Origin of the sequence: Citrobacter sp. MGH110 (assembly GCF_001037515.1) — a bacterium.
GTDB classification, from domain to species: domain Bacteria; phylum Pseudomonadota; class Gammaproteobacteria; order Enterobacterales; family Enterobacteriaceae; genus Citrobacter; species Citrobacter portucalensis.
This window is the reverse complement of record NZ_KQ089831.1, coordinates 239,578-265,318: the sequence shown is the minus strand read 5'-3', so window position 1 is coordinate 265,318 and position 25,741 is coordinate 239,578. Positions and strand designations below refer to the sequence as shown.

The following is a 25,741-nucleotide window of genomic DNA, read 5'->3' as shown; positions in this document are numbered from 1 at the left end:
TTGCCTGCTGCCCTGTGTAAACAGAGCAGCAGCGTCATGTAAAATGAAAAGGCACTGATATGAACTCTGATTCATCTGCTGCAAACGTGCAGACAGAAGGCGTGGCAAAAAGTCCTGAAAATGACAACCAGCAGGCTTTAGCGATGCTGCAAAAAAGCGACCTGGAGATGGTTCGCGTGCTCGACGATTTGATTTACCTGTTGATCCGTAAAGGCGTGATTGCTATTACCGATCTTCCAGCGATGGCGCAGGTTAAATTAATGAATCGCGCGAACGCGCGCCAGGAACTTGGCGGGTTAGAACAACTGCTTGGCAACGATGATCGTATATTTTAGCTGATGCAGGCAGTTTGTAGGCCGGATAAGCGTAGCGCCATCCGGCTATACAAAGGCGTATCAAGACGCCAGTTTTATCACAATGGTGCGGGCTCACCTAATAATTGCCCCATTGCACCATCAATCCCTAATTCTTGCAGCACCATAAGCTCACCTTCCGTTTCAACTCGCTCGGCAATGAGCGGCAAATCAATACTGCGCGTGGCACTGCACAATACTTCAATAAACAAACGCTTATCATTTTCCTCATCAATTTTGCGGATATAGCTGCTGTCGATTTTCAGATAGGCAAGACCCCATTGCGACAGATGGCCGATCATATCGAAACGGCTACCGAAGTGTTGCAGTCCCAGCGCGCAGCGATGCTGACCTGCGGCTTTAACAAATGCCGCCATCTGATGGGGGCCTGGTAACTGATTTTCATCCAGTTCCAGAATCAGCTTGCTGGCTAATTTCGGTGAGTACCGTAACGGATTGAGCAGGTCTGCAATGGCGGTCGCGCTGGCGACAGAACTGCCAGAAATACTCAACGCTAGTTTTCCGGGCGCGGTTTTCAACTGGTTCAATGTGAGCTTCAACATGACTTTATCGAGTCGATGACTCCAGCCAAAGCGGTGGATCCACGGCAAGAACCGCCCCGCGGTAATGGCGTTACCCTGCTCATCAATAATGCGCGACAGTACCTTGTAATGCAGGATTTTGTCCGGCTGGCGGCAATCGACCACCGGCTGATAAACCAACTGAAACTGTTGATTTGTCAGCGCATGCTCCAGACGAACAAACCACAAATGCTGATCTTCTGTAGCTGCAGGTATTTCGGTGGTAGGAACGACCTGATGGTTGGTGTGTGTTTCCGCTTCAACCAGCAGGCGATCGGCCTGGATCAGCAATGACTGGGCATTTTCTCCGGCGCTGAATGGCACCATGCTGGTATAGGCAACCGGCTGTTGGTCTGACATTCCAGTAGCGTAAAAGGCCGTGAGTTTCTGAGACAATGAATTACACAGCTCCAGCATTTCTCCGTGCGTCACGCCAGGGCAGAGTAGGGCGAATTCACCGCCGCGAATGCGGGCGAGCGTGCTGTCGAGAGGGGCATACTTTTCTCTGTGCGCGTTCAGCAGGTTGGCGATGTTGAGTAACAGCTTATCAGTATGCGGTCCGCCAAAGCGCTGATTCAGGCCACCTAAATCCTGAACGCGAACCAGCATCAGATATCCTGGTGCCGTATCGGCATCACTCAGTCGCGCCTGGAGCTGCATATCGAATGCCCGGCGGTTGGCTACCCCGGTCTGGCTGTCGAGATAAGCTTCATTGTGCAGGCGTTCGCTGTAGATAGCTTGTTCTTCAAATAACGATTTAAGCTTAGCTGCCATTAAATTCATGGCGCCTACAACGCGGCGTAATTCCGGCGTTTTGGGTAACTCGTGGAGTGTCAGAAACTCGCGACGGGTAATAGCTTCGGATTGTTTTGCCATGTAATTGAGTGGGCGCAGCAGTTTGCGCAGCAGCAGAATACCGGCGATTAAGCAGGCAAGACTACAGGACAGCATCCACAACAGATTGCCTAAGGTATTGTCCCACAGACGCTGCACGGCAAAGATAGGATCGCTGGTCACTTCCACGCGAGCTGCCTGCTGCCAGCCGCGCATAATCGTTGCTTCACCGGTTTGCGGGGTGACATCCACCAGATCGACGAACCAACCGGGAACGTTGGGAATTGTCGCTACCGCGCTACGCTCAAGCATTATTTTGCCGTTTGCCAGATCGACGATGCGGATTTTTTTGTAGTAACCGCTATCGAAAATGGAACTGACCATCAGCTCGATCATTGCCGGGTCGTTGACGTTGGGCGTCAGCGAAACGCCTAGCGCCGTTGCGGCATCCTGGGCATGTGAAAGGAGTTGGTTATTGGACTGATTGCGAGAACTCTCCAGCGTCACAATAAAATTGCCGCTGAACACAACCATCATAAAGAGAGAGATTGCCAGAAGTAACTGTTTAAAAAGAGACACGGGCGATTCCTATTTATCCATCGGGAAGCCTTCTTCCCGCATTTTGGTGAAAACTTGCTGCCAGCGAGAAAGCCTCTTGCTGTCCCCAACGCGTTTATTGTTTTGATTGCCGGGAAGCCAAAGGCCAGTGTTGTTAAAGGAGTAGACGGGTAATAAGTCCATGCGCTGCGTAGCAGGCGAAATGGTGCTGGTCAGGCTGTCGAGCACCAGAGGAATCGCCCCAGGGGTGGCGTACCAGGTGAGCACCATATGCGCGCGATTTAAACGCAGGGCTTTAACGTAGGTGATGCGAAGTTTGTCTTCTGACACGCCCAACTGGCGGAGGGTGAAATATTTGGCGATTGCGTAGTCTTCACAATCCGCCTCACCTTTGCGCAGCGACTCGATAGGGGTCGCCCAGTAATCGACGTTATGCCAGACATCAATATCTTCGGTATAGCGGATCTTCTCGTTAAAGAATTGGTTTACGGCGCGTAATTGCGTTTGCTCGTCAGCATTACGCAACTGGAGCAGAAGCTGTTGCCAGGCGTGGATCCGTTGCTGTGCTTCTGGTGTTGCCGGGCCATATAGCGCATCGGACTTTTGTTGAATATTGGCAAAATCCCAGGCCGCGCGTAGCGAATGGACTGACAGCAATAGCAGCAGCGCCCCGGGGATTTTCCATAGGCGTAGCAGGCGGTGGCGTAAGCAGCGGCGGATAATGTTCAATGGCTATGCTGGCAACTGCCCGGTGACGGGTTTTTCATCTTTTCGCAGGACCAGGGGGACAACCACTTTTTACGTAATTGCACGTTGGCCGGCGAGGCAAAAAAATCTGTCAGCGTACTGTCAACAAACGTCACAAACTGCGGATCGTTTTTCCTCATCATAATGGCATAGTGCATCTCATTGCCGATGCTCTCAGAAGAGACGCTGAACAGTTCAGGTTGCTCGCTATGATTAATCAGCGGCCAGGCCAGAATGTCATCGACAAAGAAAGCGGCGGATTCATTATGCGCCATTTTCTCAAATGCGCCGTTTATAGTGGTGGTGGTAATCGTTGAAATATTAAGGTGTTGCTCTCTGTTGGCTTTATTAAATTCCAGCAAATCTTTAGAGCTACCGGTCAGACTTACCGTGCGTCCTTTTAGATCGGCAATTGAATTTATATTATTTTTACGCAAAGAGATGATGCGCATTTTCGCGGTGTAGTAGTTGAGCGAAAATGAAACGCTGGAGGTCCGCTCCGGTGCGTTAGTATTTACACCACAGTCCATATCTATTTTCCGTGTGTTTAATGCGGAGAAACGTTCGGCAAAATTCACGGGGATATAATGAATGGTTAAGCTGTTGAGCTTCAAATACTGGCGCAACTTATCGGCAATCATGTTACATACCGCGATGGTATAACCCGTGACTTTGCCATTGTGGTCAGTAAAAGAAAACGGTGGCAGCTGGCGATAACCCACGTTGAGCACGCTGCTGTTCTGAATATGATCGAGCGTCGCGGCGTTCTGCTGCGCCATCAGCGCGGGGGTGATACCGATGCCTGCCAGTAAAAACAGCCATTGCACTATGCGGTTCACCCTTGTCATCTCACGATTAATTATATTTTTCATAATCAAAACTGATCTTCTTTTTAGCAGACGTTAATGCTTTCAGGTTATCTGACATGGGAATGTTTAAATTAATGGCTTTCGGCGGGATCGGTGACTGAAACCATTTATTGTACAGCGCAGTAAATTCGTTGCTGGCCATCAGCGAGGAGAGAGTGTCATCAACAAATTCTTTAAATTCTTTATCGTGTAACGGGAGTAACAAGCCGGCCGGTAGCGGGGCGCTGAGCGCAATGTCGGAAAGTTTATAGTCTCCAGGATTAGGCGTTTGCGCGATCATCCCTTTGAGTAAAACCGTACTGGAGATCAGTGCAGAATACTCACCATTCTTCAGTTCATTGAAGGCGGTAATGTTGTTGGTATCGAGTTGAATATTAATATCCAGGTCATTGGCGGCATTCACTTTTTGCAGTTGCTCAACGTAAATCGTGCCGCTTTTTACCAGTACGCTATGTCCGGAAAGCTCTGCCAGATTGTCGTTGCTTTCATTTTTACGCATGACGAAGCGGGTACTTGAAAAATAAAACGGCAGCGAGAACTCGCTAATGCTGTGGCGACTTTTCGAATAAAAGGCCGGGATACACATGATGTCTGCCATGTGATTTTTAATCAGGACAAACTGCGAGGCCGAGTTAGCTTTTACCCACTCGACCTTCAGGTTTTTAAGCTGAAGTTTTGTCTTGAGCGCGCTGACGATACTGTTGCAAATATCAATGGAATAGCCGGCAGGTACGTTGCCATTCTGCCAGGAGAAAGGAAACGCATCATCCTGATAACCAAGGGTAATGCTTTTCTTGCTGGCGATTTGCTCCAGCGTGTGCAACGGCAGGGCTGAGCCTGCTAAGCATGGCGTTGCTGAAACTATTAACAGGGCAAAAATCGTCAGCATGCGCTTTACCTGGCGAAAGAAGTCAGACATTGCACAGTCCTTCTTCAATGACCTCTTTGGCAAATGCGGAAAGCACTTCACGCTCGCGCAGCGGATAGCTAAAGAAATAGCCCTGAACATTCTGGCACTCAATGTCGCGCAGAATGTCACGCTGCTGCGCGGTTTCTACCCCTTCAGCGGTGACCGACATATTGTACTTATGGGCAAACTGAATCAGCATCACAATCAAATACTGACTGGCATTATCTTGCTGGAGCTTATCGACCAGCGTGCGCGCAATCTTGATGCGAGTGAAAGGATAGATCAGCAGATAATCCAGCGCCGCGTAGCCGGTGCCTAAATCATCCATCGCGATTTCAATGCCCAGAGAGCGAATCTCTTGCAGCACGGGTAAGGCAATCGACTTATCCAGCTTTTCGGATTCAGTAATTTCTATTTCAAGGCGCTCGGCTGAAAGTTGACTGATGCGTAACGCATCTTTGATAACGTCAACCAGCCCCGGACTGTGCAGCTGGTAGGCCGATATATTGACGGCTACCCTGATACGTTCCGGCCATTTGGCAGCGGCTTCACAGGACTGACGAATAATCCATTCGCCCAAACGGACAATCAGACCGGAGTTCTCGGCAATGTTGATAAAATAATCAGGGTAAATCAGACCCTTGGTGGGATGATTCCAGCGTATCAGCGATTCGTAGCCATACACGCTTTCATCTTCCAGATTGATGATTGGCTGGTAATGAAGCTCGAATTCCTTGTTATCAATACCATCGATGATTTCCTGATTAATAAACAGACTGTGGGTATGCTTCATCACCATGCCGTCTTCGAAGAAATGGAAGCAACCCCGGCCATGATGTTTTGAGGCGTACATGGCAAGGTCGGCATTGATCATCAACGTCGAGGTATTATTGCCCTGATACGGCGCGGTGGTGATACCGATACTGCAGCTGATGGAAAAAGTATGCGTACTCCAGGTAAACGGGGTGCTAAGCGCACGAATAATCCGCTTCGCCAGCCGATTCGCTTCTTTGATGGCGTTATCGCTGACATGTTGCAGAATGGCGAATTCATCACCGCCCAGACGCGCTGCGATATCGTTAGGTCCCAGCAAGAGTTGTAGGCGCTGGGCAACGCTGATTAACAGCTCATCGCCCGCTTTATGACCAAAGGTGTCGTTTACTGGTTTGAAGTTGTCGAGGTCAATCAACAGCAGGTTAAATGGTTTTTCGTCCTGATGGATTTCACTGACGCGTTTATCTAACGCCTGGCCAAACGAAACGCGGTTGGGCAATCCGGTCAGTGAATCATGATGGGCCATATGCTCCATCTTTTGCGACATTTCATGCATTCGTTGCAGATAGCCGCGTTCTTTCATGGCGACGCGCAATTTTTCAATCGCCCCGGCCAGATGTCCAATCTCATCGTCCTGATCAAGATAGGGCGTTATACAGTCCGTCTCTTCATGGGCGATGCGGGTAAGGGAGTTAATCAGCAGCGGAACCGGACGGAATAAACGGCGCATAAACATCGTGACCAGTGCCAGCGTTACCAGCAAAATCAGGACAAAAATGATACTGCTTTTTTTCAGCATCGCATCGTAGGTGGCGTAGAGATCGCTTTTTTTTCCAATGCTGCTAATCAGGCTACCGAGGATCTCACCTGAAGGCGTCAAAATAGGAACGGCGCTGATAAAGCACTCTTCGCCATTAATCTGGGCGAAGCCAACATAGTAGTTACCCAGCACATCGCGCGGCAGACGACCGGGGAAAGAGATGATCCCATCACCCTCTTCTGACTTGTTGTTGATGCCAACAAACCCTTTCTCCGGCGTATACAGAAACAACCAGGTGGGGCTATGGGTCTGTACTGATGCCAGTGCCAGAACGTCAACCGGGTTATAACCGGTTTGCATAATAGAGTCGGTGTCACCAATCTGTCTGTCGGAGACAATGCGGGATATCTGCCCTGCATCGCTGGTTTCGACCGAAACGGTGGTATACACGTTGCGGATGATGTAGGTCATAATCTGTGCATTCGCCTCAGCTCGTTGTACCCACTGCTGATAAGAAAAGTTATCTATCAGGCTCCAGTTGGTAAACGCGCCAGCACTAAACGCAATAACGATACCCGCCAGCAAGAATTGCGTTATTTTGCCAGTGATTGAATGTTGCCACCCTTTTATTGCTTTAAGGGAAAACAGAGACTTTGCCACGGATTATGTTAATTCCTGAAAAGATTGTTCGGTGCTAAAATTAATTTCTGTTATTACTTGATGGAATATTATTGTTGCAAATAAGTAGATGAAAGATGTGAAACGTAATGACGTAACAAATAACTAACATTGAACCATGGTGAGTAATGACAAAAATAACGGTATGCGAATATAGATAACGCTGCTCTTTTCGTCAATAGGCAAAAGTGTACATAAAAATACATTTTCTGAATGACCCTTTCAGGATATTAATGTTGACATTCATGGTGCTTGAGAAGATTTTTTATACGTACTGGTTGGAGGTGTTGGGAAACTGACAGCGGCTTTTTTGTTTTTTGCGAAACATCAATGAATTAGCAGTTTTTTGGACAGGCGTTTTAGTGATTTAATCCCCACAGGATGTCCATTTTTGTCTATAAATGGGTATTTATTTCCTGATTTGATATGAATAATATGCTCTCTTCATTATAGAACCTTATTTTATTTTCTCAGTGCGCGGTCAATGTTGACAATTTTGCTATGGTTCATCGGCTGACCCAAAAGGATTTGTTTGTGACATTCGAGTCTGGATTAAAGTCCTATTGGTATAGTGCATAGCGGATAAATTGATTTGGACGCAATAATAAATTCAAACACGATAAAAAACATTCGGGAATGGTGCCTGCCACTTGTCTTACCTGGCCTTTTTTACCCGCTGGCACAATATCTTAACGGTTATAGCATTCTCAATAATACTATTTTAACAGTTTACGATCTCAAGCTAGCCGTATTTTCTGCCGCATTGGTCTTGTTTGGTTTTCGGGTGTTGCCGGGATTTCTTCTGTTCCTGACGGTCATGTTTGTGGTCGGTCCGCAAAATGAACGGGTAGATGCGTTGTGCCTGATCATCGCGTCGACCTTAAGTTATGCCGCGTACCGCAAATTCACCGGCAGACGCAGCTGCGTTAGCTTTGGTCGCATCAAAATTAGCTTTAATCGTCTGCTCTGGCTTTGCGGCTACAACGTCCTGCTGTATCTGGTGTTCAGCAAACTCTTTGCAATGTTTGTCGCCCACGGACAACGCCCCGATGTGGATAACATTCCGGCGTTGAGTCTGGGCATGCTGGTACGTATTCAGGGGATCATCAACGGTTGCCTGACGGGGATCCCTTTATTTTACAAGATTTACCGCATCATTCGTCGACCGTCTTTCCTGCTGACCTTTCTGCGGGCCATTGCCGAACAGTGTAAAGGCAATATCGGTGTCTACGGCGTTATATCCTGGTGCATCTTGCTGTTTTTTCTGATGTTCTTCTTAACATCACCGGATAATTTGGATGTTTTTTTCTCTATCTATAGCCTGATCCTGTTATTTCCGTTGATGTTGTGGGGAGCAATCAAGATTGGCCACTTGTTCACAATGCTGGTGTGGACGATCGTATTAATCATCTTAGGCAAACATAACGACAGCTATATCGCCAGCGATGTTAACTTCATGCTGCATCAGGCGCTGGTTTCGACGTTGATCTTTGTCTTTTCACTCACCATTGTGATCATGGGGGTACTGGCAAAATTTACCCGTCAGCGCTTTAACCAGGCGCTGCTGCTGGGGCTGACTGACCCGATGACAGGCATGGCAAATTTACGGGCGCTGAAGACGGAGTTATTTACCACTGAACGCGCGACTGTATGTCTGATACAGATCCCCGAGCTGGAGCTTTTTTCGCGTCGCTATGGTTTTCATTTCCGCGCCCGCTACCAGAAGATCCTTGCTGAGCATTTGCGCAGACATCTGGTGAAAAGCGAGAAAGTCTATTACCACGCGGGTTATGATCTGCTCATCCGGCTGGAAAATGGCACCTGGGAGCGGCTATGCGATCTGTATCAGGCCGCCAACAGTTTTCGTCTCTTTTACAACAACCATCGGTTGGGTTTTCGCAGTGGTTTGGGCTATTGCCTGATTAACGATCTGAGCGATGACATTTATCAGTTGGTGGGGAAACTGGGCATGGTGGCGGGTTTATCACTCACCAACGGCAGGCCGGAAAACCTTGAGGCGCAGCATAGCCGGATCCTTGGCAACCACATTGTTGATAAAACGGAAATTCGCACTGCGCTGCAAAATGCGCTGGATAACAATGCGTTTGTCCTGATGGCACAGCCAATAGTTAGTACCCACGGTGAAGCGCCGTATCATGAAATATTGATCCGTATGCTTAACGAACGGGGAGAATTTATTCCACCGAACAGTTTTCTGCCGGTTGCTCATGATGCGGGGCTGGCACCGGATATCGATCTCTGGGTTATCGAAAATACCCTCAAATTTATGCGTAACCACCCGCAGCATTGTTTTTCTATTAACCTGGCACCGGTGACGGTGTGTCGTTCAAATATTGTCATGAAGATCACCCAACTCCTGCACGACTACGCGGTGGAGCCACAGCGGATTATTTTTGAAATAACGGAAGCAGATACGTTATCAGACAAAGAACAAACCGTGGAAACGCTACGTTTAATACGTCAGCTGGGATGTCGGGTGGCAATTGATGACTTTGGCACCGGGTTTGCGAGTCATGCGCGCTTGATGAACATCGAAGCAGATATCCTGAAAATAGATGGCTCTTTTATTCGACGGATCACCGAAAGTGAAATTAGTTACTACATCGTTGAGTCATTCTGCCGCGTTGCTGAAATGAAAAAAATGCAGGTGGTCGCTGAATTTGTCGAGAACGCCACTATTCAGGCCTGTCTGGAAAAAATGAATGTGGGCTGGTTACAGGGATATCACATTGGCAAACCTACGCCGCTGTTCACGCTCGAATCACAGGGCGCTAGCTCCTGATGACCAAAAAAAGAGAAATTTCTTCTCAGGTAGAGAATAAAAATCATGAGTGACATTATTAAAGTAAAAAATCGAACGGCGAATACCACCAGTGAGGGACCGCGCGCTCGACTATTGTCCTGGCTGCACAACATCCATCCCGGTGTGGCGATGAAGCTCGGTATGATTTTGGTTGTTTGTATCGCAACGTTGCTGATTGGCGCCTCTTTTATATTATCGTCTTATCTTTCCAGAGAATTGCAGGTCAATGCGCTGGAGATGATTAAAACCAACACGCGGATATTCCACAACAGTATTTCTAACGAGTTTCAGCGTGTGACTCGTGATGCGGAACATTACAGCAATGTTTATATTAATAATTATCAAAACGTTGCCAATAAACCGCTGCGTTATATGGACTCTACTGAATTAAAAGCGGTGCTGAGCAACCCGAACACCAACGCGCACTTCACCGAATTAACCAGCGTATTTGCCAGTACGTTTATTCTGCAAGGCGAGCAATTTGTGCGTGTCAGCAGTACGTTACTGGCGAGTTCAGGCAATACGGCAACAGCAACAGCGCTAGGGCATGATAATCCTGCGTTGCCGCTGCTTTTGAAAAATAAACCCTTTTCCGGTGTGGTCACACTGTTCGGTAAACAGTTTATTAGTCACTACGAACCGATTGCCGACAAATATGGTCAGGTCGTGGGGGCCGTCGCGGTGGGTTTCGACGTCAAACAGAGTTTGCAACCGATCATTCAGCGTTTGTTGAATGTGCATATTGGTAAAGATGGCTACGCCTATGTGCTGGATGCCGGATTTGAACCTGGTCGTATGTTGGTCCACCCCTCGTTGAGCAACCAGCAGGCAATTAATATTACCGATGCCAATGGTTTTAAGCTGTTTGCCGACATGCTCGAACACAAGAATGGCATCACTTACTACAACTGGGTGAGCGGTTATGGCGCATTGCCGAAGACCAAAGTTGCCGTTTATGAATACGTTGAAGGGATAAACTGGATAATCGCCACCACCAACTATGTTGATGATGTCGCCAAGAGCAGCAATCTGGTGCGTAACGGTCTGCTGCTGTTTACCGCTCTGCTGCTGCCCATCATTTTACTGCTGATTGCTGTGGCCAGCCGTTTCCTGATTTCCCGGCGCTTAAACCGTGTCTTGGGGATTGCACAAACCATTGCCGAAGGCGACTTAACGGTGGATGTTCAGGTCGATCACCACGATGAGATCGGCGCACTGCTGAGTGCGGTGGAGATGATGCGTCAGCGTCTGCACTCGTTGGTAGGCGGTATGGTTTCTCATGCAAATTCGGTACATCAGGCATCTTTGCATATTACCGAAGCGGTCGATGGGCAGGCATCAACCAGCGTGGAAACCTCATCTTCAGTGGCTGAAATTACCTCCACCATGGAAGAGCTGTCTGCCTCATCGACACAGATAGCCGAACACTCACGGGCGGTTGTGGATATTGCCAACCAGACGCTCGAGGACTGCAATAAAGGCTCCGAGTCGATGTCGCAATTGCTGATGCGTATGACGGATATTGATACCGACAATCAGCAAAATATGCGTGAAATCATGATGCTTGGTAATAAGTCGACGGAAATCAGTCGCGTGATGGTGATCATTAACAGCGTCGCGGATCAGACGAAACTTATCGCCTTTAACGCAGCGCTCGAAGCTGCCAGCGCCGGGGAAGCCGGTAAGCGTTTCTCGGTGGTGGCGGCTGAAATCCGCCGTCTGGCGGATTCGGTGACGGAATCGACGGTTGAAATTGAAAATAAGATCAACGAGATCCAAAACGCGATTAATCGTCTGGTGCTGAACGCGGAAAAAGGCGGCGAGAGCATTAAAGCGGGCGCAATAGCCTGTAAAGTCAGTGCTGAACATCTGAACGATATCGTTGTTACGGCTGAACAAACCTCGACGGCGGCGCTACAAATATCGCTATCAACACAGCAACAGAAAACGGCGAGTAATCAGGTGGTCATGGCGCTACGTGAGATCGTTGTTGCCAGTAACTATACCTCGCAATCTATCAAAGACATTCTGGTTGTCAGTCAGGATATGACACAACTGTCGAAAGCGCTGAAAGAGGCTTCGTCCTCATTCACACTGACGGAAACAGATGCATGAATAGCAGCAACATTCGGGTGCTGATCCTCGACCTGGGCAGCGCATCGCGTAATGAGCTGGTCAGGCAACTGGAGGATCACCCGCACATTAAGGTGGTGGGGCAAGCAGCCCATCGCAGGCAGGCGATCCGACTGTTGCAACAGCTGATGCCTGACCTGCTGATTCTGACGCTGGATGTCTCGAGCGCCGATAACGTCGAGATCGTGGAAACGATCATGGCAACCAGCGCAATCCCGATCCTTGTCATGAGATTTTATCCAGAGAATCAATGGGATGATGACTACATTTCCCGTGGTGCGTTGGCGGTGTTGCACCATAGCAGTGATTCACCACTCTCAACGGATGCTTTGCATCGTAAAGTAGAATTATTGGTCGGTGTAAAAGTCATTCGACATATCAAGGGATTACGCTATCCAGGCGAACCGGTAATCCCCACTACACGACCGATGATAGACGTTGTAAAAACGCCACAAGACTGGCCTTTTGTGCTGGCGATTGCCTGTTCGACGGGCGGGCCGCAGGCGCTAAGTAAGCTGTTACAGGATCTGCCCGGTACGTTTCCGTGCCCGGTGCTTATTGCCCAACATATTGCCGATGGCTTCGCGAAAAATATGGTGCATTGGCTGGATAGCGTGACCGATCTGAAGGTGCGACTGGCGCAGGAGGACGATCGGGTGGAAGCGGGGTATGTGTATATATTGCCGCCGGAGCAGCACCTGATCGTCAAAAGCAACCAGCGTTTAGCGGCGATCCCAAGACAGGAAAGCGATGTTTACCATCCCAGTTGCAACCTGTTGCTGGAGTCGGTGGCTGAGGTGTTTCGCGAAAAAGCCGTCGGACTGATTATGACCGGCATGGGCAGCGATGGCTGCCGCGGCATTGAGCTTATTGTCCGCCGTGGCGGAACAACGCTGGCGCAGGACGAAGAAAGTTCGGTGGTATTCGGTATGAATAAGAACGCGATCGACAAGCAACTAATACACCGCACGATCCCTCTGGATGGCCTTGCTGCGGTACTGCTTTCGATGGCCTGCCACGGGCATGTTGAGAGTATATTGCCATGATCCCTAATCTTCCTGACTATGCGCGCCTGATCAAAGAACGGGTCGGTTTGCACTTCGATAACGCCATGGAAGCATTGCTGAAAACGGCGCTGGGTCGGCGAATGGCCGAGCGAAAAATCAATGATTACTATGAATACTATGAACAACTGCGTAGCTCGCAGAATGAGTTTGATAGTTTCATAACGCTGATTACGATTAACGAAACCTATTTTTTCCGTGAAAGCGATACGCTGGATTTAATCTGCGATAAATGGATCCCGCGTCTGTTGCAACAGCGCAGCGGCCCGGTGCGTATTCTGAGTGCCGGATGCTCTTCCGGAGAGGAAGCCTACTCGTTGGCGATCAAGCTGCATGAGAAATACCTCGGCGGGATGGCCCAGCGCATCGAAATTTACGGCTGTGATATTGACCCGGCAATCCTGGCAAAAGCCCGCAACGCCTGCTATTCAAGCTACTCGTTTCGCGGCGTCGACCCGAGTATTCAGCAACGCTACTTTACCCGCTCGGGAAACCTCTACCGGCTGCATGATGAGATCCGTGAGAAGGTCTCCTTCCATCGCACCAACATTATAAAAGAACAGTTACTGCCGGAAGTGGACATCATTTTGCTGCGCAATGTGTCCATCTATTTTGATACGCCAACGCGTCGCGAGCTGCACGGTAATTTGCTGAAGATGTTGCAACCACAGGGAGCCTTATTTTTTGGCAATGCGGAAACGCTGGCTAACAATTTCGACATTCTGAAGCTGGAGCAGGAAGAGGGGATTTTCTATTTTTGCCACCATCGTGAAGCGGCAAGGGTTGTGCCTGTCCACAGAGTTGCGGTGCGCATTCCGCAGCCGAGAGCGGTAGTTGAACAGGTTCCTCTCGTGCCCACTGCGCAGCAGAGTAATGACTGGCTGAAGAAAGCGCGCGCCAGCCTCGATGAAAAATGTTTTTCTGAAGCTGAAAAGTGTATCGCCTGTGTATTACGTGACGATCCCCGTAATCAGGATGCGCTTTTGATCCAGGGCGTTATTGCCCTCGAACAGCGTGAGTTTTCTCAAACAGCCGGAAACGCACAGCAGATCCTCGCCCAGGATGAGTGGTCGGCAGAGGCCAAAATGCTGCTCGGCCTGGCGATGATGTGGCAACACCAGACCCAGCAGGCCATCGCCTGGTTCAAACAGGTGGTTTATCAGGAACCTGGCTACTGGCCTGCACACTATTATCTGGCTGAAATGTACCGGCAAAGCGAGTTATACCAGCCTGCTCAACGGACTTATCGTGTGGTGATGCAGTTACTGAACGACGAGATAAACAATCCGTCCTCGGTTTGTCGTCTGCGTTTGCCAATGGTATTTCCTGGCAATACGTTTCGTTTCTTGTGTGAACATCAACTGGCGCAATTCGCCCACCAAAGTGGCTAATAAGAGCGATTATGGCTATCGATCTGAAAAAATTCGTTCTGCGCTTTATTGATGAAGGGAGAGGTCATTTGCAGACGATCAGCGAAGGGGCGTTTCTCCTCTCCGCTGATGAGCATACCGACGCCTGGATAGGTGAGATGTTTCGCGCTGCGCATACCCTGAAAGGGGGGGCGCGGATGCTGAAGCTGCAGAGTATTGCCGATGTCACGCATCATCTTGAAGATGTATTGAGTGAACTGCGTGACAACAAACTGACGCCGGACAGGGCGCTGGGCAATCTGATCCATGAGTCTGTGGAGTATCTTTCTGGTCAGCTTACCCAGCTTTTTGTCAGCGAAGGGGATAATCAGTTGCCACCGGCGGATGCCGGGCTGTGCGAACGCCTTGCCCGCGCCAGTCGGGGAGAGGATATCACGCTGGCTGTCGAAACCGCCGGGGCAACAGAAAAACCGGTAGTCCCAGCGCCTGCGACACCTTCCAGCATGGATGCCGGTATTAAGCAGGCGGATTTCGTTCGGGTAAAGCTGAATAAGCTCGATGGCCTGATCGACATTTTGGGGGAGGTACTCGCCGGACATGATCGCCTGGAACAGCAGATACAAAACCTGAGTCAACTGGTACCACGGTTACCGGGATTAAGCGCTGAACAGCTTCGCCAGCAGATCCACGACTTTAGCGCCCAGCTAAAAGAAAGCGTTCAGCTCCAGCATTTGCAGATGTTTGAACTGTACGATGTGGCGGCGCGGATCCGTATGCTGCCACTTTCAACATTGTTTGAACCCATTTCGCTGCAGGTCAGCGAACTGGCTTCCACACTGAACAAGCAGGTGGTGTGCCGCTTTGTTGGCGGAGAAGTGGAAATCGACCGCCAGCTCATTGATCGGCTTTCGGAGTCGCTGACGCATCTACTGCGTAATGCCGTCGATCACGGGATTGGTGAGATCGACGAACGTCTGGCGCTCGGTAAATCCACTCGCGGCACGATTACCATCACTACTCAGCAGGACGGCAGCGGGATATTACTGCGTATCGAAGATGATGGCCGTGGTCTGAACTATGAGGCCATCAGCGCGAAGGCGGTCAGTAAAGGTCTGGTTCCTGCTTCAATGGTGGGGCAGCTCTCCGAGCAGGAATGTAATGAGCTGATTTTTCATCCCGGCTTTTCGACCAGCAAGATAGTCTCCGAGCTTTCTGGTCGCGGCGTTGGTCTTGATGTGGTGCGCAAAACGGTGGTGACCGACCTGCAAGGCGATTTGCAGGTTTATAGCCGCCCGGGAGTCGGGACCAGCTTTAACCTGCGGTTGCCTGTTTCGTTAACCATGATGCGGATTTTGCAATTTGAAGAGCAGGGGCACCTGTTTGGACTGGCTGCGCAGTATGTGGTTGAGGTAGTGGAATGCACGCCACAGGGGATCAGCGATATCGCCGGACGTCCAGCCATTATCTTGCATAACGAGTTTATCCCGGTGGTTTGCGTAGGTAGCTTGCTGGGCATTCATGAACGCCAGAGCAGCTTTTCAACGCCTGGACAGCGATTAATTGTGGTGCAGAACCAGTACAGCAAAATGGCGCTGCAAGTGGATAAGCTGCTCGATGAACGCAAGATGATGATCAAACCGCTACCGAAGCATATGCAACAGCAGTCGCTGGTCTCCGGGATGGTACAAACACCGGATAACCAACTGGTCAGCATCCTGCACGTTCCCGCGCTGATGGCGATAGCGCAACAATCACGGCAAACCAGTACACCAGCGCCAGCCACGAGCGTAGCGCAGGATGCATGGCATGTGCTGGTGGTCGATGACTCACTGAATACCCGTGAGATAGAAAAGAACGTGCTGGAAGCGCACGGCTATCAGGTGACTCTGGCAGAAGACGGGCTGTCGGGGCTGCAAAAAGCGAAGCTGACCCAGTTTGATGCCGTACTGACGGATGTCGAAATGCCGTTTATGGATGGTTTCACCTTCACCAAATCGTTGCGTGGGGAGAAAAACTACCAGCATACGCCAATCATCATCGTGACGTCCCGCGCGAAGGAAGAAGACCGGCGACGGGGGATTCAGGTGGGTGCGGATGCCTACATCGCCAAGGGCGATTTCGAGCAGGACAGTTTGATAAAAACATTAAAAATGCTTTTGTGCTGATGGCGCAAAATCGAGAGAGAAAATGCGAATTTTATTAGTTGATGATGATCTTTTTGCGGCTGAACTGGCATCCATATTTTTGCAAATGGACGGCTACGATGTGGTGATTGTGGAAAGCGCGATTTCCGCCCTGGCGTGCCTGGACTCGGATAACAACATCGACCTGGTGATTAGCGATCTGCATATGCCAGAGATCAGTGGGTTGGATTTGCTGGCGCTGTTACGCGCTCAGGATTGGGCTAAGCCTTTTATTTTACTGAGTGCCAATGAAGTAACGGGCAGCGACGCTCTGTACGACCGTTGGGTGAAAAAAGATGAAAACCTCGCGGAAAATCTGGGGGCTGCTGTCAATGCGCTACTGCAACCATCTGCGATTAACTGAATAAGCCTACGTGTTTGATGAAACAAGAAAATAAGCATATAGCGATGGCGGCAGCGCAGGAAAAAATAGCGCGTTTGCGGCAGGGGTTTCTACGCCGAATTCCCGACATGCTGGCACAAGCGGAAAGATTACTCGTTCAACTGGTCGCAGAGCCTAGCGAAGCCTGTCGCAAACAGCTACATATCCTGCTGCACAGTATTCACGGTTCGGCAGGGTCCTTTGGCTTTAGCCCGCTGGCGAATGCCTCAGCAGAAGGTGAGCGTTTACTAACAGAACCGGAAACAGAGCAAAGCACATTGCATTACGATGAGCTGCGGCGAATCATCAGGTGGTTGTACACCCTGACCCAGGAGCAGCTCAATCTTGAACATCGTATCAGCGATACGGAGTTCACATTACCGATCGCCGCGCAGCGCCCGGAAGAGGGATATGTTCGGCGGGCCAGTAAGCCTATCTACCTGTGTGATGATGATATTGACCAGGTCGAGCTTCTCGCGACCCAACTGCGCTGTTTTGGTTTTACCTGCCATGTGTTCGCGAACACGCAGGATTTCACTCAGGCCGTATTGTCGCAACCGCCTGCCGTGGTGATTATGGATGTTAGCTTTCCGGACAACGCCTACGGTGGACCGCTGGCAATGTCGGATTTGAAACAAAAAGTGGGCAAACCTTTCCCTGTGCTGTTTCTCTCGTGTCATAGCGATTTCAATGCCCGCGTCAACGCCATCAAATCTGGCTGTGATGGCTACTACGTAAAACCTGCCTCTATCACCGATTTAGTCCAGGAACTTCATCGCCTGACTCAACCGTCACTGAAAAAGCCTTACCAGGTATTGTTGATCGATGACGAACCCGCGGTGGCGGAATACAACGCGGAGATGCTGCGCTTGGCGGGCATGGAAGTGCATGTGCTGGAAAAACCTCACTATCTACTGCATGTACTGAATGCGCAGCCGATCGATCTGGTGTTGATGGATTATCACATGCCGGAGTTCAGCGGTGAGGAACTGACAAAACTGATTCGCCAAATACCGCAGCATATTGGCCTGCCTATCGCCTATCTCTCCAGCGAGACCAACAAGCATGCGCAGTTGGGAGCAATGAGCATCGGCGCGGAGGATTTTATCCTCAAACAGAGCGACCCAGAGGAGCTGATCCGCGCCGTATCGATCCGCGCGGAAAGAATGCGCGTCCTGCGTGCACGCATGTCGCAGGACAGTCTGAGCGGGTTATATAACCACTCAACGACCACCCATTTTCTCAAAAGCGCGATTGCCGAGTCGAACTACAGCGGCAACCCGTTTTGTATGGTGATGGTGGACCTGGATCGCTTTAAAAGTATTAACGATACCTACGGTCATGCGGTCGGTGACCAGGTAATTGTCGGTATTTCGCAGTTGTTCTCCCATCGCTTACGCAGCACCGATATCGTTGGCCGTTATGGTGGTGAAGAGTTTGTCATCATTATGCCCAACACCAGCAGTGACAAGGCCGCGCGCGTGGTCGAACGATTGCGTAGGGATTACGAGCAGGTCACATTTTCCGTTAACGACGCCAGTTTTCACAGTACCTTCAGCGCGGGTATTGCCCAGTGGCAGTTTGGCGATCGGATTGAAACGCTACGCGAACGCGCCGATCAGGCGCTGTATGCCGCGAAACAAAATGGCCGTAACACTTTCTGCATTGCCGAGTAAAAGGAGTCAATATGAGCCAACAGCTGGAGCAGATTCTTGCGCTGAACCATGGTGAAAAGCCGGAGTGTGAAAACGTTGATGAACCCCAGAGCACGCTGGTGTTATTTCAACTGGCGGGTAAAAATTTTGCCTTCTATGGGGCGCAAATTAAAGAGATCCTTGCTGAGCGCCCGATCTCCTGGGTTCCCTGTTGCGCGCCAATGCTTGAAGGGGTCATCAACTATCGTGGACGGGTGGAATCGGTAATGAGACTGGATAGCCTGATCGATAAACCTACCGTTAATTCGGCAGGTAAGCGCACTATTCTGATTGGTTGCGCCGAGAAAATGCAAAGTGGGATCCTGATAGATAAACTGATTGATGTGTTGGAAGTCGCCGAAAGCCAGATTCATTTGCCAGGAGATTCGTTGCCCCCGGCGTTACAAAGCATCGCTGTGGGGGTGGTTAACGTGATAGAAACCTGGTACACGCTGCTCGATCTGAATCTGGTCTTTGAGCGTTATCAGGAGACCAGCGGTTATGACGGCACCCACTAATCTGGCGGCGGTACGTATTACTTTGGGAGCGCTAACGTTGTATATACCGGCAAACCAGGTTGGTGTGTGTTCGTTGGTGACTCAGGTTGTGCCTGAAATCCCCCGATTTAGCCAGTGGCTGGGGATTGCGGATGAGCCGCAGGAGGGATGGCATTTGCATCTACGCGTCCCGGACAGTGGCGTTGAAACCGGCTGGTACCTATGGGGACAACTTGAGAATGTGATGCTCTCCGGCGACATTATTTTTGCCGTACCTCCGCTTCTGGCGCGTAACTGTCATCTGCCTGCGCTTCGTGCCCTGGTGGGACGTGAGGCGTTTAGCCCGCTATTAAGCTGGCGCTGACACGCTGCGGGAGCTTTAACGGTCCCGCAGCATGAGAAGGCTGGGAGTGCTAAATCCCGTTACTGGATATAAGCATCAACAGCCCGACTGACCAGCTTAGTCATAAAGTTGTCAATCTTATCAATGGTCTGCTTGTCCTGAAGATCGTAGGTTTTTGCTACGTCATCCAGGTTTTCATAACCGACCCAAACTCGCCCGATCTTATCCTGCCATATGGAGACACGTAACGGCAGATCCAGCGCGACACCCTGTTTATCCTGCATCAGTTTTGTGCCGACTTTAGGGTTACCAAATACCAGGACTTTCGTTGGCCTGAGGTTCATTCCCGCGCCCTCGGCATTTTTCTCGTGATCAATTTCGGTGAATACCGGAACGCCTTCGCTTTTCAGAATGGCTTTCAGTCGGGAGACCGTCTCATCGACTGAGAATTTACTTTCCTGGTTTTTGATCTTCTCTGAATTTAACCCAGAACCCAGCCCGATTTTATAGGCTTCAGCGATATCACGAGCCACCTGAGTCATGTCTACGCCTTCTTTGTTGGTCAGCATTGTCACGCAAACCAGTTCATCACCGGCGGTAAAGCGGCTCAGATAGGCACTAAAGCCACCTGTGGTTCCTTTGATTTCCAGAAAACCAGGATGGCGGGTAAATTCCCAGCCGGCCATGGCAGGCACGACTTTGCCATTTTTCAGTTTTGCCGGGCTATAGATAATGTCGCGTAGCTTTTTGTCTTTAACCAGCGTGCTGCCGGCAAGACCGATATCCCACTTACTGATGTCTTCCGCTGACGACCACAGACCACCGTAGGCGAACAGATTATCAGTGGCGATCGCGCTGACAGGCGCCAGTTTGTCACCCGCTGCGACGTAACCTGTTGCAGGCTCAACAGGGTTGATCCAGTCAATTTCTGACTTAAATTTCGAATGCTGATTATGTTGCTTATCAGGCGTCGGGCGATCAAGGAATGCTTTCGTTGGCATGTCTTTTGCGAACATGGTGCTTTGCAGACCTAACGGCGCAATTTGGTATTTGTTGACGAAGTCTACGTAACTCATTCCGCTGACTTTCTCGATAGCCATACCTAACAGGATAAAGTCAGTTGCGCTGGAGTTGATGTCCGTGCCATTTTTAAATTCGAGCGGTTTATCTTTAACAAGATCAACCAGCTGCGCAGGTGTATATTTTTGCTCTTGTTTATAGCCGAAAGATCTGAAATCAGGGATCCCGGATGAGTGCTGCATTAATTCCAGAATCGTAATGTTATGCCAGCTTTCCGGCAGGCCAGGCAAATAAACACTCACAGGAGTATTAAGATCCAATTTACCTTGCTCTACCAGTTGCATTACTGCGACTGCAGTAAAAGCTTGCGTGATAGGGCCAATTCCCCACATGGTTTTGGTGGAAGCAAGCTCATCATTGGCAGCCGTTGCCAGACCGTATCCCGCTGAACGCGGAATATAAGGCGCCTGAACAATCGCCATGGATAAACCCGGCAGATTATTTTTCGCCATTACCTCGGCAATGATCTGATCGATATATTTGCCGTTGACCTTTAATTGTGGATCACCACGGTTAACTAAGTAAGTTGTCTCATTTGTACTGGCAGCGGCCAATACCTGAGTAGCTGAAACAGACATGGAAAGTAAAATACATGCCGAAATAACCTTTAACTTAAGATTCATGGAAAAGCTCCGCGCTTAATGAAATTTATTTTGATGGCTAATGGATGAGCGATGTTGTACATACAATTACCCTCGGTAACCGTACTCATAGCTATTACTTAGCTGCTGCCTTTACCTTTTCAACCGTGGTGTCGGTGTCCCATAAATCATTGGCAATGATGCGGTAGTTGGTTAGAGCGGCGAGATAACCGTCACCTTCCGGAATGCGCGGACCCGCTGTCGCATCTTTAACGACGACAACTTCAAAACCTTGCTCAATCAATTCACGCATATGGGATTCAATACACAGATTGGCAGCCATACCGGCGAGAATGACCTGTGAGACACCGCGTTTTCTTAATTGCAGTACCAGGTCGTTGGTTTCTGGTCCGAAAATCTTATGCGGTGAGGCAATGACCGTTTCGCCATCATAAATATATGGCTTAAACTGCGGTAAAAAGTCTGCGCCGGAATTTTCAAAATTCTCCATCGTCAGTGGACCTTTACGACTGAACATTCCAGTGCCGTGCATAAATGTTTCTCCCGGTGCGGTAGATTGCCATTTATGGTCGTGCGGAAAGTAATAATGTGGAGAAATAAAAACAGGCATTTGTGCTTCTTTTGCCATTTTGAACAACGTATCGAGATTTTCTACAGTATTATTTTCAATAATGCTGTCTTTAAAAACCTCCCAGCCAATACCCTGAGGACTTAAAAAATCGATCTGTGGATCGACTACCACCAACGCAGCTTCCTTATTATTAAGTGTTATACCTTTGCGTGGTAAGCCATAGGCCTCTGGTTCAGAATAGATTTCTGACATGCTCATCTTGCTCATAAAATTTACCTGTATTTTTATCTAATGTGATAGTGACTATCTGATTATTAAATAGCGCTGGTAAATATGGCATGGTTTCAGAACGGGGCATTTGTTCAGGACGCTGGGAATATTGTCATTACGTATTCTAATAACGATAGTGGGCATATCACTGCCCACTCCGTTAGAGGTCGTATTGCTGGCGTCGCCGTTCTAAACGACGGTCGCGCAGGGTGGAATAAATAAAGGTCATCACAAACAGTAGTGAAAATAGTACGACGATGGTGGGGGCCGGTGCACTGTCGATGAAAAAAGACAGGTACACGCCCATAAACGAGGTAACGACCGACATAATCACCGCCAGCCACAAGGCGTGGGAAAATTTCCGCGTCATTAAAATCGCAATGGCGCCAGGCGCAATCAGTAAGGAGATCGACAAAATAATCCCTACTGATTTTAGCGTGGCGACAATCGTCAGGGCGATCATGCACAGCAGGCCGTAATGTAGCAGTGCAGTGTTAAGCCCACTGGCCTTTGCCTGATGCGGGTCGAACGCATGCAGCAGCAGATCTTTCCACTTAAGCCCAATAATAAGCGCTATCCCAAGCGTAATAACCGCGGTTTGTATGATGTCGCTGAACGATACGCCCAGCATGTCGCCGAACAGAATATGATCGAGATGGACCTCTGACTGGATAGAGACGTACAGCACCAGCCCTGCGCCAAACATGCCGGAAAAGACGATTCCCATCAGGGTATCGCGTTTGATGCGGCTGTTATCGTCGAGATAACCCGTCGCCACCGCACAGAACAGCCCGGCGATAAATGCGCCAATTGCCAGTGGGATGCCCGCAATCCACGCCAGTACAATTCCCGGGAAAACCGCGTGGCTCATTGCATCACCCATCAGCGCCCAGCCTTTGAGTACTAAAAATACAGACAGCAGCGCGCAGGGCACGGCGACAATGGTGGAGATGACCAGCGCATTGACCATAAAACCAAACTGAAAGGGTTCCAGCAGCGTTGTTAAGATCATACTGACTCCTTGTTCACCAGACGGGCGCGGCGGCGATTCGCCAGCAGACCGTGTTTTGGCGCGAAGACAAATGCCAGCAGGAACAGCAGCGTTTGCAGAACGACAATAATTCCGCCGGTTGCACCGTCCAGCCAGTAGCTCAGCCAGGCACCGAAAAAGCTGGTCAGGCTGCCAATAGCTACGGCGATAGTGAGCAGGCGTGGAAAACGATCGGTCAGCAGCCAGGCCGTTGCACCGGGCGTAACCACCAGGCAAATCACCAGAAATGCGCCGACGGTTTGCAGCGCGGCGACCGTGGAAACGGAGAGCAGCGTAAAAAATAACAGCTTCAACCGGCCCGGATTCAGACCGATAGAGCGCGCGTGGTTTTCATCAAAAAAAACCACCATCAGATCTTTCCACTTCAAAAACAGGATGGTTAGCGAAATAACCCCGATGATGGCCAGTTGCAGAATATCTTCTGGCGCAATCGCCAGCACGTTGCCGAGAATAATGGTCTGAATATTCACCGACATCGGATTGAGCGACACCATAAACAGCCCGATACCGAAAAAAGACGAAAAAATCAGTCCGATAATCGCATCTTCCTTCAGGCGCGAACGTTGATTAAGAAACAGCATACTGCCCGCCGCCAGTCCGCCGGAAAGGAATGCGCCAAGCGCGAAGGGAAGCCCTAACATATAAGCGCCTGCCACGCCCGGCACGATCGAGTGCGACAGCGCATCGCCAATCAGCGACCAGCCTTTGAGCATCAGATAGCAGGAGAGAAACGCACACAGGCCGCCGACCATTGCCGAGACCCACATGGCGTTGAGCATGTACTGGTAGCCAAACGGCTCCGTTAGCCAGTTCATGGTTATTCCCCCTCGTTTGCCGTGCGTCGCGAAATAAACGGGCGTTCATCATCGGTAATTACGTGCTGTTCACCGCCGCTCAGCGCAACGTGACGCAGTACACCGCTGAATGCCAGTTCGAGATTCTCGGGGGTAAAGGTGGTTTCGGTGGGTCCACTTGCCAGCACCGTGCCCTTAATCATCACCGTGTAATCACAAAACTCGGTGACGGATCCCAAATTATGGGTAGAGACCAGCATGGTTCGACCCTCATCACGCAGTTCACGCAGCAGGTCGATGATCCGGGCCTCGGTTTTTACATCCACGCCGGTAAAGGGTTCATCCAGTAAAATAACCTGTCCGTCCTGTGCAATGGCCCTTGCCAGAAAAACACGCTTTTTCTGCCCACCGGACAGTTCACCTATCTGACGATGGCGATAATCCAGCATATCAACTCGCGCCAGCGCCGCATCTACGCAGGCGTGGTCAATTTGTTTTGGTCGACGCAGCCAGCCCATATGGCCAAAGCGTCCCATCATCACCACATCTTCCACCAGTACCGGAAACGACCAGTCCACCTCTTCTGACTGGGGGACATAGGCGATCAGATTCTGTTTGAGCGCCTTATTTACCGGCTGTTGCAGAATTGAGATTTCCCCCTGCGCCAGGCGGACAAAACCCATCAGCGCTTTAAAAAGCGTTGATTTTCCCGAACCGTTTACGCCGACCAGAGCGGCAATTGAGCCGCCCGGAACCTGAAAAGTGGCGTCCCGCAATGCGGTATGACCGTTGCGATACGTCACCGTAACCTGATTTACGGTAATCGCAGAGTGACTCATGGTTGGCTCTCCAGACCCTTGTTGATGCCGTTAACAATTGTTTGCGTGGTGACGCGCAGTAAATCCAGATAGGTCGGTACCGGACCGTCGGCTGCACTGAGCGAATCGACATACAGCACGCCGCCGTAATGTGCGCCAGACTCACGGGCAACCTGACGCGCTGGTTTGTCGGACACGGTGCTTTCGCTAAATACCGTCGGGATATGATGCTCTCTGATGGCATCGATAACCTTGCGTACCTGCTTGGGCGTACCCTGCTGATCGGCATTGATCGGCCACAGATACAGCTCCTTGAGATTGTTATCACGAGCTAAATAAGAGAATGCGCCTTCGCTGGTGACCAGCCAGCGTTTATCAGCAGGGAGCTTTGCCAGTTCTGTATGCAGTGGCGCCAGGGTCTGCTGGATTTTCGCTTTATAATTCTGCGCATTATTCTGGTAGGTTGCGGCATTGTCCGGATCATATTTGATCAGCGCATCGCGAATGTTATCCACGTAGATCAGCGCGTTCTCTGCTGACATCCAGGCATGCGGGTTTGGTTTACCGTTGTACGGCCCTTCGCTGATGCCCATTGGCTGCACGCCGTTTGAGACCATCACTTCAGGTACGCCGGACAAATTTTGGTAGAAGCGGGCAAACCATAGTTCGAGGTTTAGACCGTTGGAGACAATAAGCTGTGCACCTTGCGCCCGTTTAATATCGCCTGGGGTTGGTTGATATTCGTGAATTTCAGCACCCGGTTTGGTGATAGAACTAACGTCCGCCGCGTCACCTGCTACATTGCTTGCCATATCGGCAATCACCGTAAAGGTGGTCACCACTTTGAATTTTTCTTTCGCCCAGGCGGGTGACAGCGTCAGCGCTGTTAACACGCTGGCAAGGAGAAATGACTTCAGATGGGGCAGATGCGGCATAGTATCCCTCGCAACAAAGTGGTTAATTTATCATCGAATATAGCCTTTGCTATGTTATATAGCACA

General features: G+C 50.0%; 21 protein-coding genes. 10 read left to right on the top strand and 11 right to left on the bottom strand.

Annotated features, from left to right (window positions below):
- Positions 1 to 59: 59 nt before the first annotated feature.
- Positions 60 to 335 carry a hypothetical protein gene (locus SK38_RS17430; RefSeq protein ID WP_048236656.1) on the top strand — a complete coding sequence of 92 codons (276 nt, stop codon included), beginning with the start codon at positions 60 to 62 and terminating at the stop codon, positions 333 to 335.
- A 77-nt stretch (positions 336 to 412) separates the two neighbouring features.
- Here SK38_RS17430 and lapD read toward each other — a convergent pair whose 3' ends face one another.
- Genes lapD through SK38_RS17405 form a run of 5 tightly spaced genes read right to left on the bottom strand, consistent with a single transcriptional unit; the run spans position 413 to position 7,046 of the window.
- The gene (lapD, locus tag SK38_RS17425; RefSeq protein ID WP_048236655.1) at positions 413 to 2,347 is read right to left on the bottom strand and encodes a cyclic di-GMP receptor LapD; all 1,935 of its coding nucleotides are present in this window, start codon (positions 2,345 to 2,347) and stop codon (positions 413 to 415) included.
- A 9-nt stretch (positions 2,348 to 2,356) separates the two neighbouring features.
- Positions 2,357 to 3,049 carry a cysteine protease LapG gene (lapG, locus tag SK38_RS17420; RefSeq protein WP_032941747.1) on the bottom strand — a complete coding sequence of 231 codons (693 nt, stop codon included), beginning with the start codon at positions 3,047 to 3,049 and terminating at the stop codon, positions 2,357 to 2,359.
- Positions 3,050 to 3,051: 2 nt separating this feature from the next.
- Positions 3,052 to 3,945, bottom strand: coding sequence for a transporter substrate-binding domain-containing protein (locus SK38_RS17415; RefSeq protein ID WP_032944789.1), 894 nt, complete (start codon positions 3,943 to 3,945; stop codon positions 3,052 to 3,054).
- Positions 3,929 to 4,861 carry an amino acid ABC transporter substrate-binding protein gene (locus SK38_RS17410; RefSeq protein ID WP_048236654.1) on the bottom strand — a complete coding sequence of 311 codons (933 nt, stop codon included), beginning with the start codon at positions 4,859 to 4,861 and terminating at the stop codon, positions 3,929 to 3,931. The genes SK38_RS17415 and SK38_RS17410 overlap by 17 nt, the downstream gene beginning before the upstream one ends.
- Positions 4,854 to 7,046, bottom strand: coding sequence for a putative bifunctional diguanylate cyclase/phosphodiesterase (locus SK38_RS17405; protein WP_003825843.1), 2,193 nt, complete (start codon positions 7,044 to 7,046; stop codon positions 4,854 to 4,856). Before SK38_RS17405 ends, SK38_RS17410 begins: the two co-directional genes overlap by 8 nt.
- A 610-nt stretch (positions 7,047 to 7,656) precedes the next feature.
- On the opposite strand from SK38_RS17405, the gene SK38_RS17400 reads away from it, so the two are divergent.
- The 9 genes from SK38_RS17400 to SK38_RS17360 are packed head-to-tail and all read left to right on the top strand — an operon-like array spanning position 7,657 to position 19,575.
- On the top strand, positions 7,657 to 9,867 hold the full coding sequence (locus tag SK38_RS17400; RefSeq protein WP_008785653.1) for a sensor domain-containing phosphodiesterase: 2,211 nt from the start codon (positions 7,657 to 7,659) through the stop codon (positions 9,865 to 9,867).
- 45 nt (positions 9,868 to 9,912) lie between these two features.
- Positions 9,913 to 12,003 carry a methyl-accepting chemotaxis protein gene (locus SK38_RS17395; protein WP_048236652.1) on the top strand — a complete coding sequence of 697 codons (2,091 nt, stop codon included), beginning with the start codon at positions 9,913 to 9,915 and terminating at the stop codon, positions 12,001 to 12,003.
- Positions 12,000 to 13,067, top strand: a complete 1,068-nt coding sequence (locus tag SK38_RS17390; RefSeq protein WP_048236651.1) for a chemotaxis protein CheB — start codon at positions 12,000 to 12,002, stop codon at positions 13,065 to 13,067. The genes SK38_RS17395 and SK38_RS17390 overlap by 4 nt, the downstream gene beginning before the upstream one ends.
- Entirely contained in the window at positions 13,064 to 14,476 is a 1,413-nt protein-coding gene (locus SK38_RS17385) for a CheR family methyltransferase (RefSeq protein WP_048236650.1), read from the top strand. Before SK38_RS17390 ends, SK38_RS17385 begins: the two co-directional genes overlap by 4 nt.
- An 11-nt stretch (positions 14,477 to 14,487) precedes the next feature.
- Positions 14,488 to 16,620, top strand: a complete 2,133-nt coding sequence (locus tag SK38_RS17380) for a hybrid sensor histidine kinase/response regulator (protein ID WP_048236648.1) — start codon at positions 14,488 to 14,490, stop codon at positions 16,618 to 16,620.
- Between the two features lie 22 nt (positions 16,621 to 16,642).
- The gene (locus tag SK38_RS17375) at positions 16,643 to 17,002 is read left to right on the top strand and encodes a response regulator (RefSeq protein ID WP_008785648.1); all 360 of its coding nucleotides are present in this window, start codon (positions 16,643 to 16,645) and stop codon (positions 17,000 to 17,002) included.
- 17 nt (positions 17,003 to 17,019) lie between these two features.
- On the top strand, positions 17,020 to 18,696 hold the full coding sequence (locus SK38_RS17370) for a diguanylate cyclase (RefSeq protein WP_048236647.1): 1,677 nt from the start codon (positions 17,020 to 17,022) through the stop codon (positions 18,694 to 18,696).
- 11 nt (positions 18,697 to 18,707) lie between these two features.
- The gene (locus tag SK38_RS17365; RefSeq protein ID WP_048236646.1) at positions 18,708 to 19,232 is read left to right on the top strand and encodes a chemotaxis protein CheW; all 525 of its coding nucleotides are present in this window, start codon (positions 18,708 to 18,710) and stop codon (positions 19,230 to 19,232) included.
- Entirely contained in the window at positions 19,216 to 19,575 is a 360-nt protein-coding gene (locus SK38_RS17360) for a hypothetical protein (protein WP_003825861.1), read from the top strand. Before SK38_RS17365 ends, SK38_RS17360 begins: the two co-directional genes overlap by 17 nt.
- 59 nt (positions 19,576 to 19,634) lie before the next feature.
- Here the strand turns inward: SK38_RS17360 and SK38_RS17355 are convergent, their stop codons facing one another.
- The 6 genes from SK38_RS17355 to SK38_RS17330 all read right to left on the bottom strand — a co-directional run bounded on the left by SK38_RS17355 (position 19,635) and on the right by SK38_RS17330 (position 25,675).
- Complete coding sequence (locus tag SK38_RS17355) at positions 19,635 to 21,257, bottom strand: serine hydrolase (RefSeq protein ID WP_048236645.1); 1,623 nt, start codon at positions 21,255 to 21,257, stop codon at positions 19,635 to 19,637.
- A gap of 94 nt (positions 21,258 to 21,351) precedes the next feature.
- Positions 21,352 to 22,074, bottom strand: a complete 723-nt coding sequence (locus SK38_RS17350; RefSeq protein ID WP_075553065.1) for a cysteine hydrolase family protein — start codon at positions 22,072 to 22,074, stop codon at positions 21,352 to 21,354.
- Positions 22,075 to 22,237: 163 nt separating this feature from the next.
- Positions 22,238 to 23,089 carry an iron/manganese ABC transporter permease subunit SitD gene (gene sitD, locus SK38_RS17345; RefSeq protein ID WP_032944764.1) on the bottom strand — a complete coding sequence of 284 codons (852 nt, stop codon included), beginning with the start codon at positions 23,087 to 23,089 and terminating at the stop codon, positions 22,238 to 22,240.
- Entirely contained in the window at positions 23,086 to 23,943 is an 858-nt protein-coding gene (gene sitC, locus SK38_RS17340; RefSeq protein WP_008785642.1) for an iron/manganese ABC transporter permease subunit SitC, read from the bottom strand. Before sitC ends, sitD begins: the two co-directional genes overlap by 4 nt.
- 2 nt (positions 23,944 to 23,945) lie before the next feature.
- Positions 23,946 to 24,761 (bottom strand): iron/manganese ABC transporter ATP-binding protein SitB, encoded by an 816-nt coding sequence (gene sitB / locus SK38_RS17335; RefSeq protein WP_003825870.1) that lies wholly within the window; start codon positions 24,759 to 24,761, stop codon positions 23,946 to 23,948.
- On the bottom strand, positions 24,758 to 25,675 hold the full coding sequence (locus SK38_RS17330; RefSeq protein ID WP_048236643.1) for a metal ABC transporter substrate-binding protein: 918 nt from the start codon (positions 25,673 to 25,675) through the stop codon (positions 24,758 to 24,760). Before SK38_RS17330 ends, sitB begins: the two co-directional genes overlap by 4 nt.
- Positions 25,676 to 25,741 lie beyond the last annotated feature (66 nt).

Bases quoted from the DNA above. Each gene is read 5' to 3' on its own strand.
- SK38_RS17430 (WP_048236656.1), top strand. From the start codon at position 60: ATGAACTCTGATTCATCTGCTGCAAACGTGCAGACAGAAGGCGTGGCA.
- SK38_RS17415 (WP_032944789.1), bottom strand. From the start codon at position 3,945: ATGAAAAATATAATTAATCGTGAGATGACAAGGGTGAACCGCATAGTG.
- SK38_RS17410 (WP_048236654.1), bottom strand. From the start codon at position 4,861: ATGTCTGACTTCTTTCGCCAGGTAAAGCGCATGCTGACGATTTTTGCC.
- SK38_RS17395 (WP_048236652.1), top strand. From the start codon at position 9,913: ATGAGTGACATTATTAAAGTAAAAAATCGAACGGCGAATACCACCAGT.
- SK38_RS17390 (WP_048236651.1), top strand. From the start codon at position 12,000: ATGAATAGCAGCAACATTCGGGTGCTGATCCTCGACCTGGGCAGCGCA.
- SK38_RS17385 (WP_048236650.1), top strand. From the start codon at position 13,064: ATGATCCCTAATCTTCCTGACTATGCGCGCCTGATCAAAGAACGGGTC.
- SK38_RS17380 (WP_048236648.1), top strand. From the start codon at position 14,488: ATGGCTATCGATCTGAAAAAATTCGTTCTGCGCTTTATTGATGAAGGG.
- SK38_RS17375 (WP_008785648.1), top strand. From the start codon at position 16,643: ATGCGAATTTTATTAGTTGATGATGATCTTTTTGCGGCTGAACTGGCA.
- SK38_RS17370 (WP_048236647.1), top strand. From the start codon at position 17,020: ATGAAACAAGAAAATAAGCATATAGCGATGGCGGCAGCGCAGGAAAAA.
- SK38_RS17365 (WP_048236646.1), top strand. From the start codon at position 18,708: ATGAGCCAACAGCTGGAGCAGATTCTTGCGCTGAACCATGGTGAAAAG.
- SK38_RS17360 (WP_003825861.1), top strand. From the start codon at position 19,216: ATGACGGCACCCACTAATCTGGCGGCGGTACGTATTACTTTGGGAGCG.
- SK38_RS17355 (WP_048236645.1), bottom strand. From the start codon at position 21,257: ATGAATCTTAAGTTAAAGGTTATTTCGGCATGTATTTTACTTTCCATG.
- SK38_RS17350 (WP_075553065.1), bottom strand. From the start codon at position 22,074: ATGAGCAAGATGAGCATGTCAGAAATCTATTCTGAACCAGAGGCCTAT.
- sitD (WP_032944764.1), bottom strand. From the start codon at position 23,089: ATGATCTTAACAACGCTGCTGGAACCCTTTCAGTTTGGTTTTATGGTC.
- sitC (WP_008785642.1), bottom strand. From the start codon at position 23,943: ATGAACTGGCTAACGGAGCCGTTTGGCTACCAGTACATGCTCAACGCC.
- sitB (WP_003825870.1), bottom strand. From the start codon at position 24,761: ATGAGTCACTCTGCGATTACCGTAAATCAGGTTACGGTGACGTATCGC.
- SK38_RS17330 (WP_048236643.1), bottom strand. From the start codon at position 25,675: ATGCCGCATCTGCCCCATCTGAAGTCATTTCTCCTTGCCAGCGTGTTA.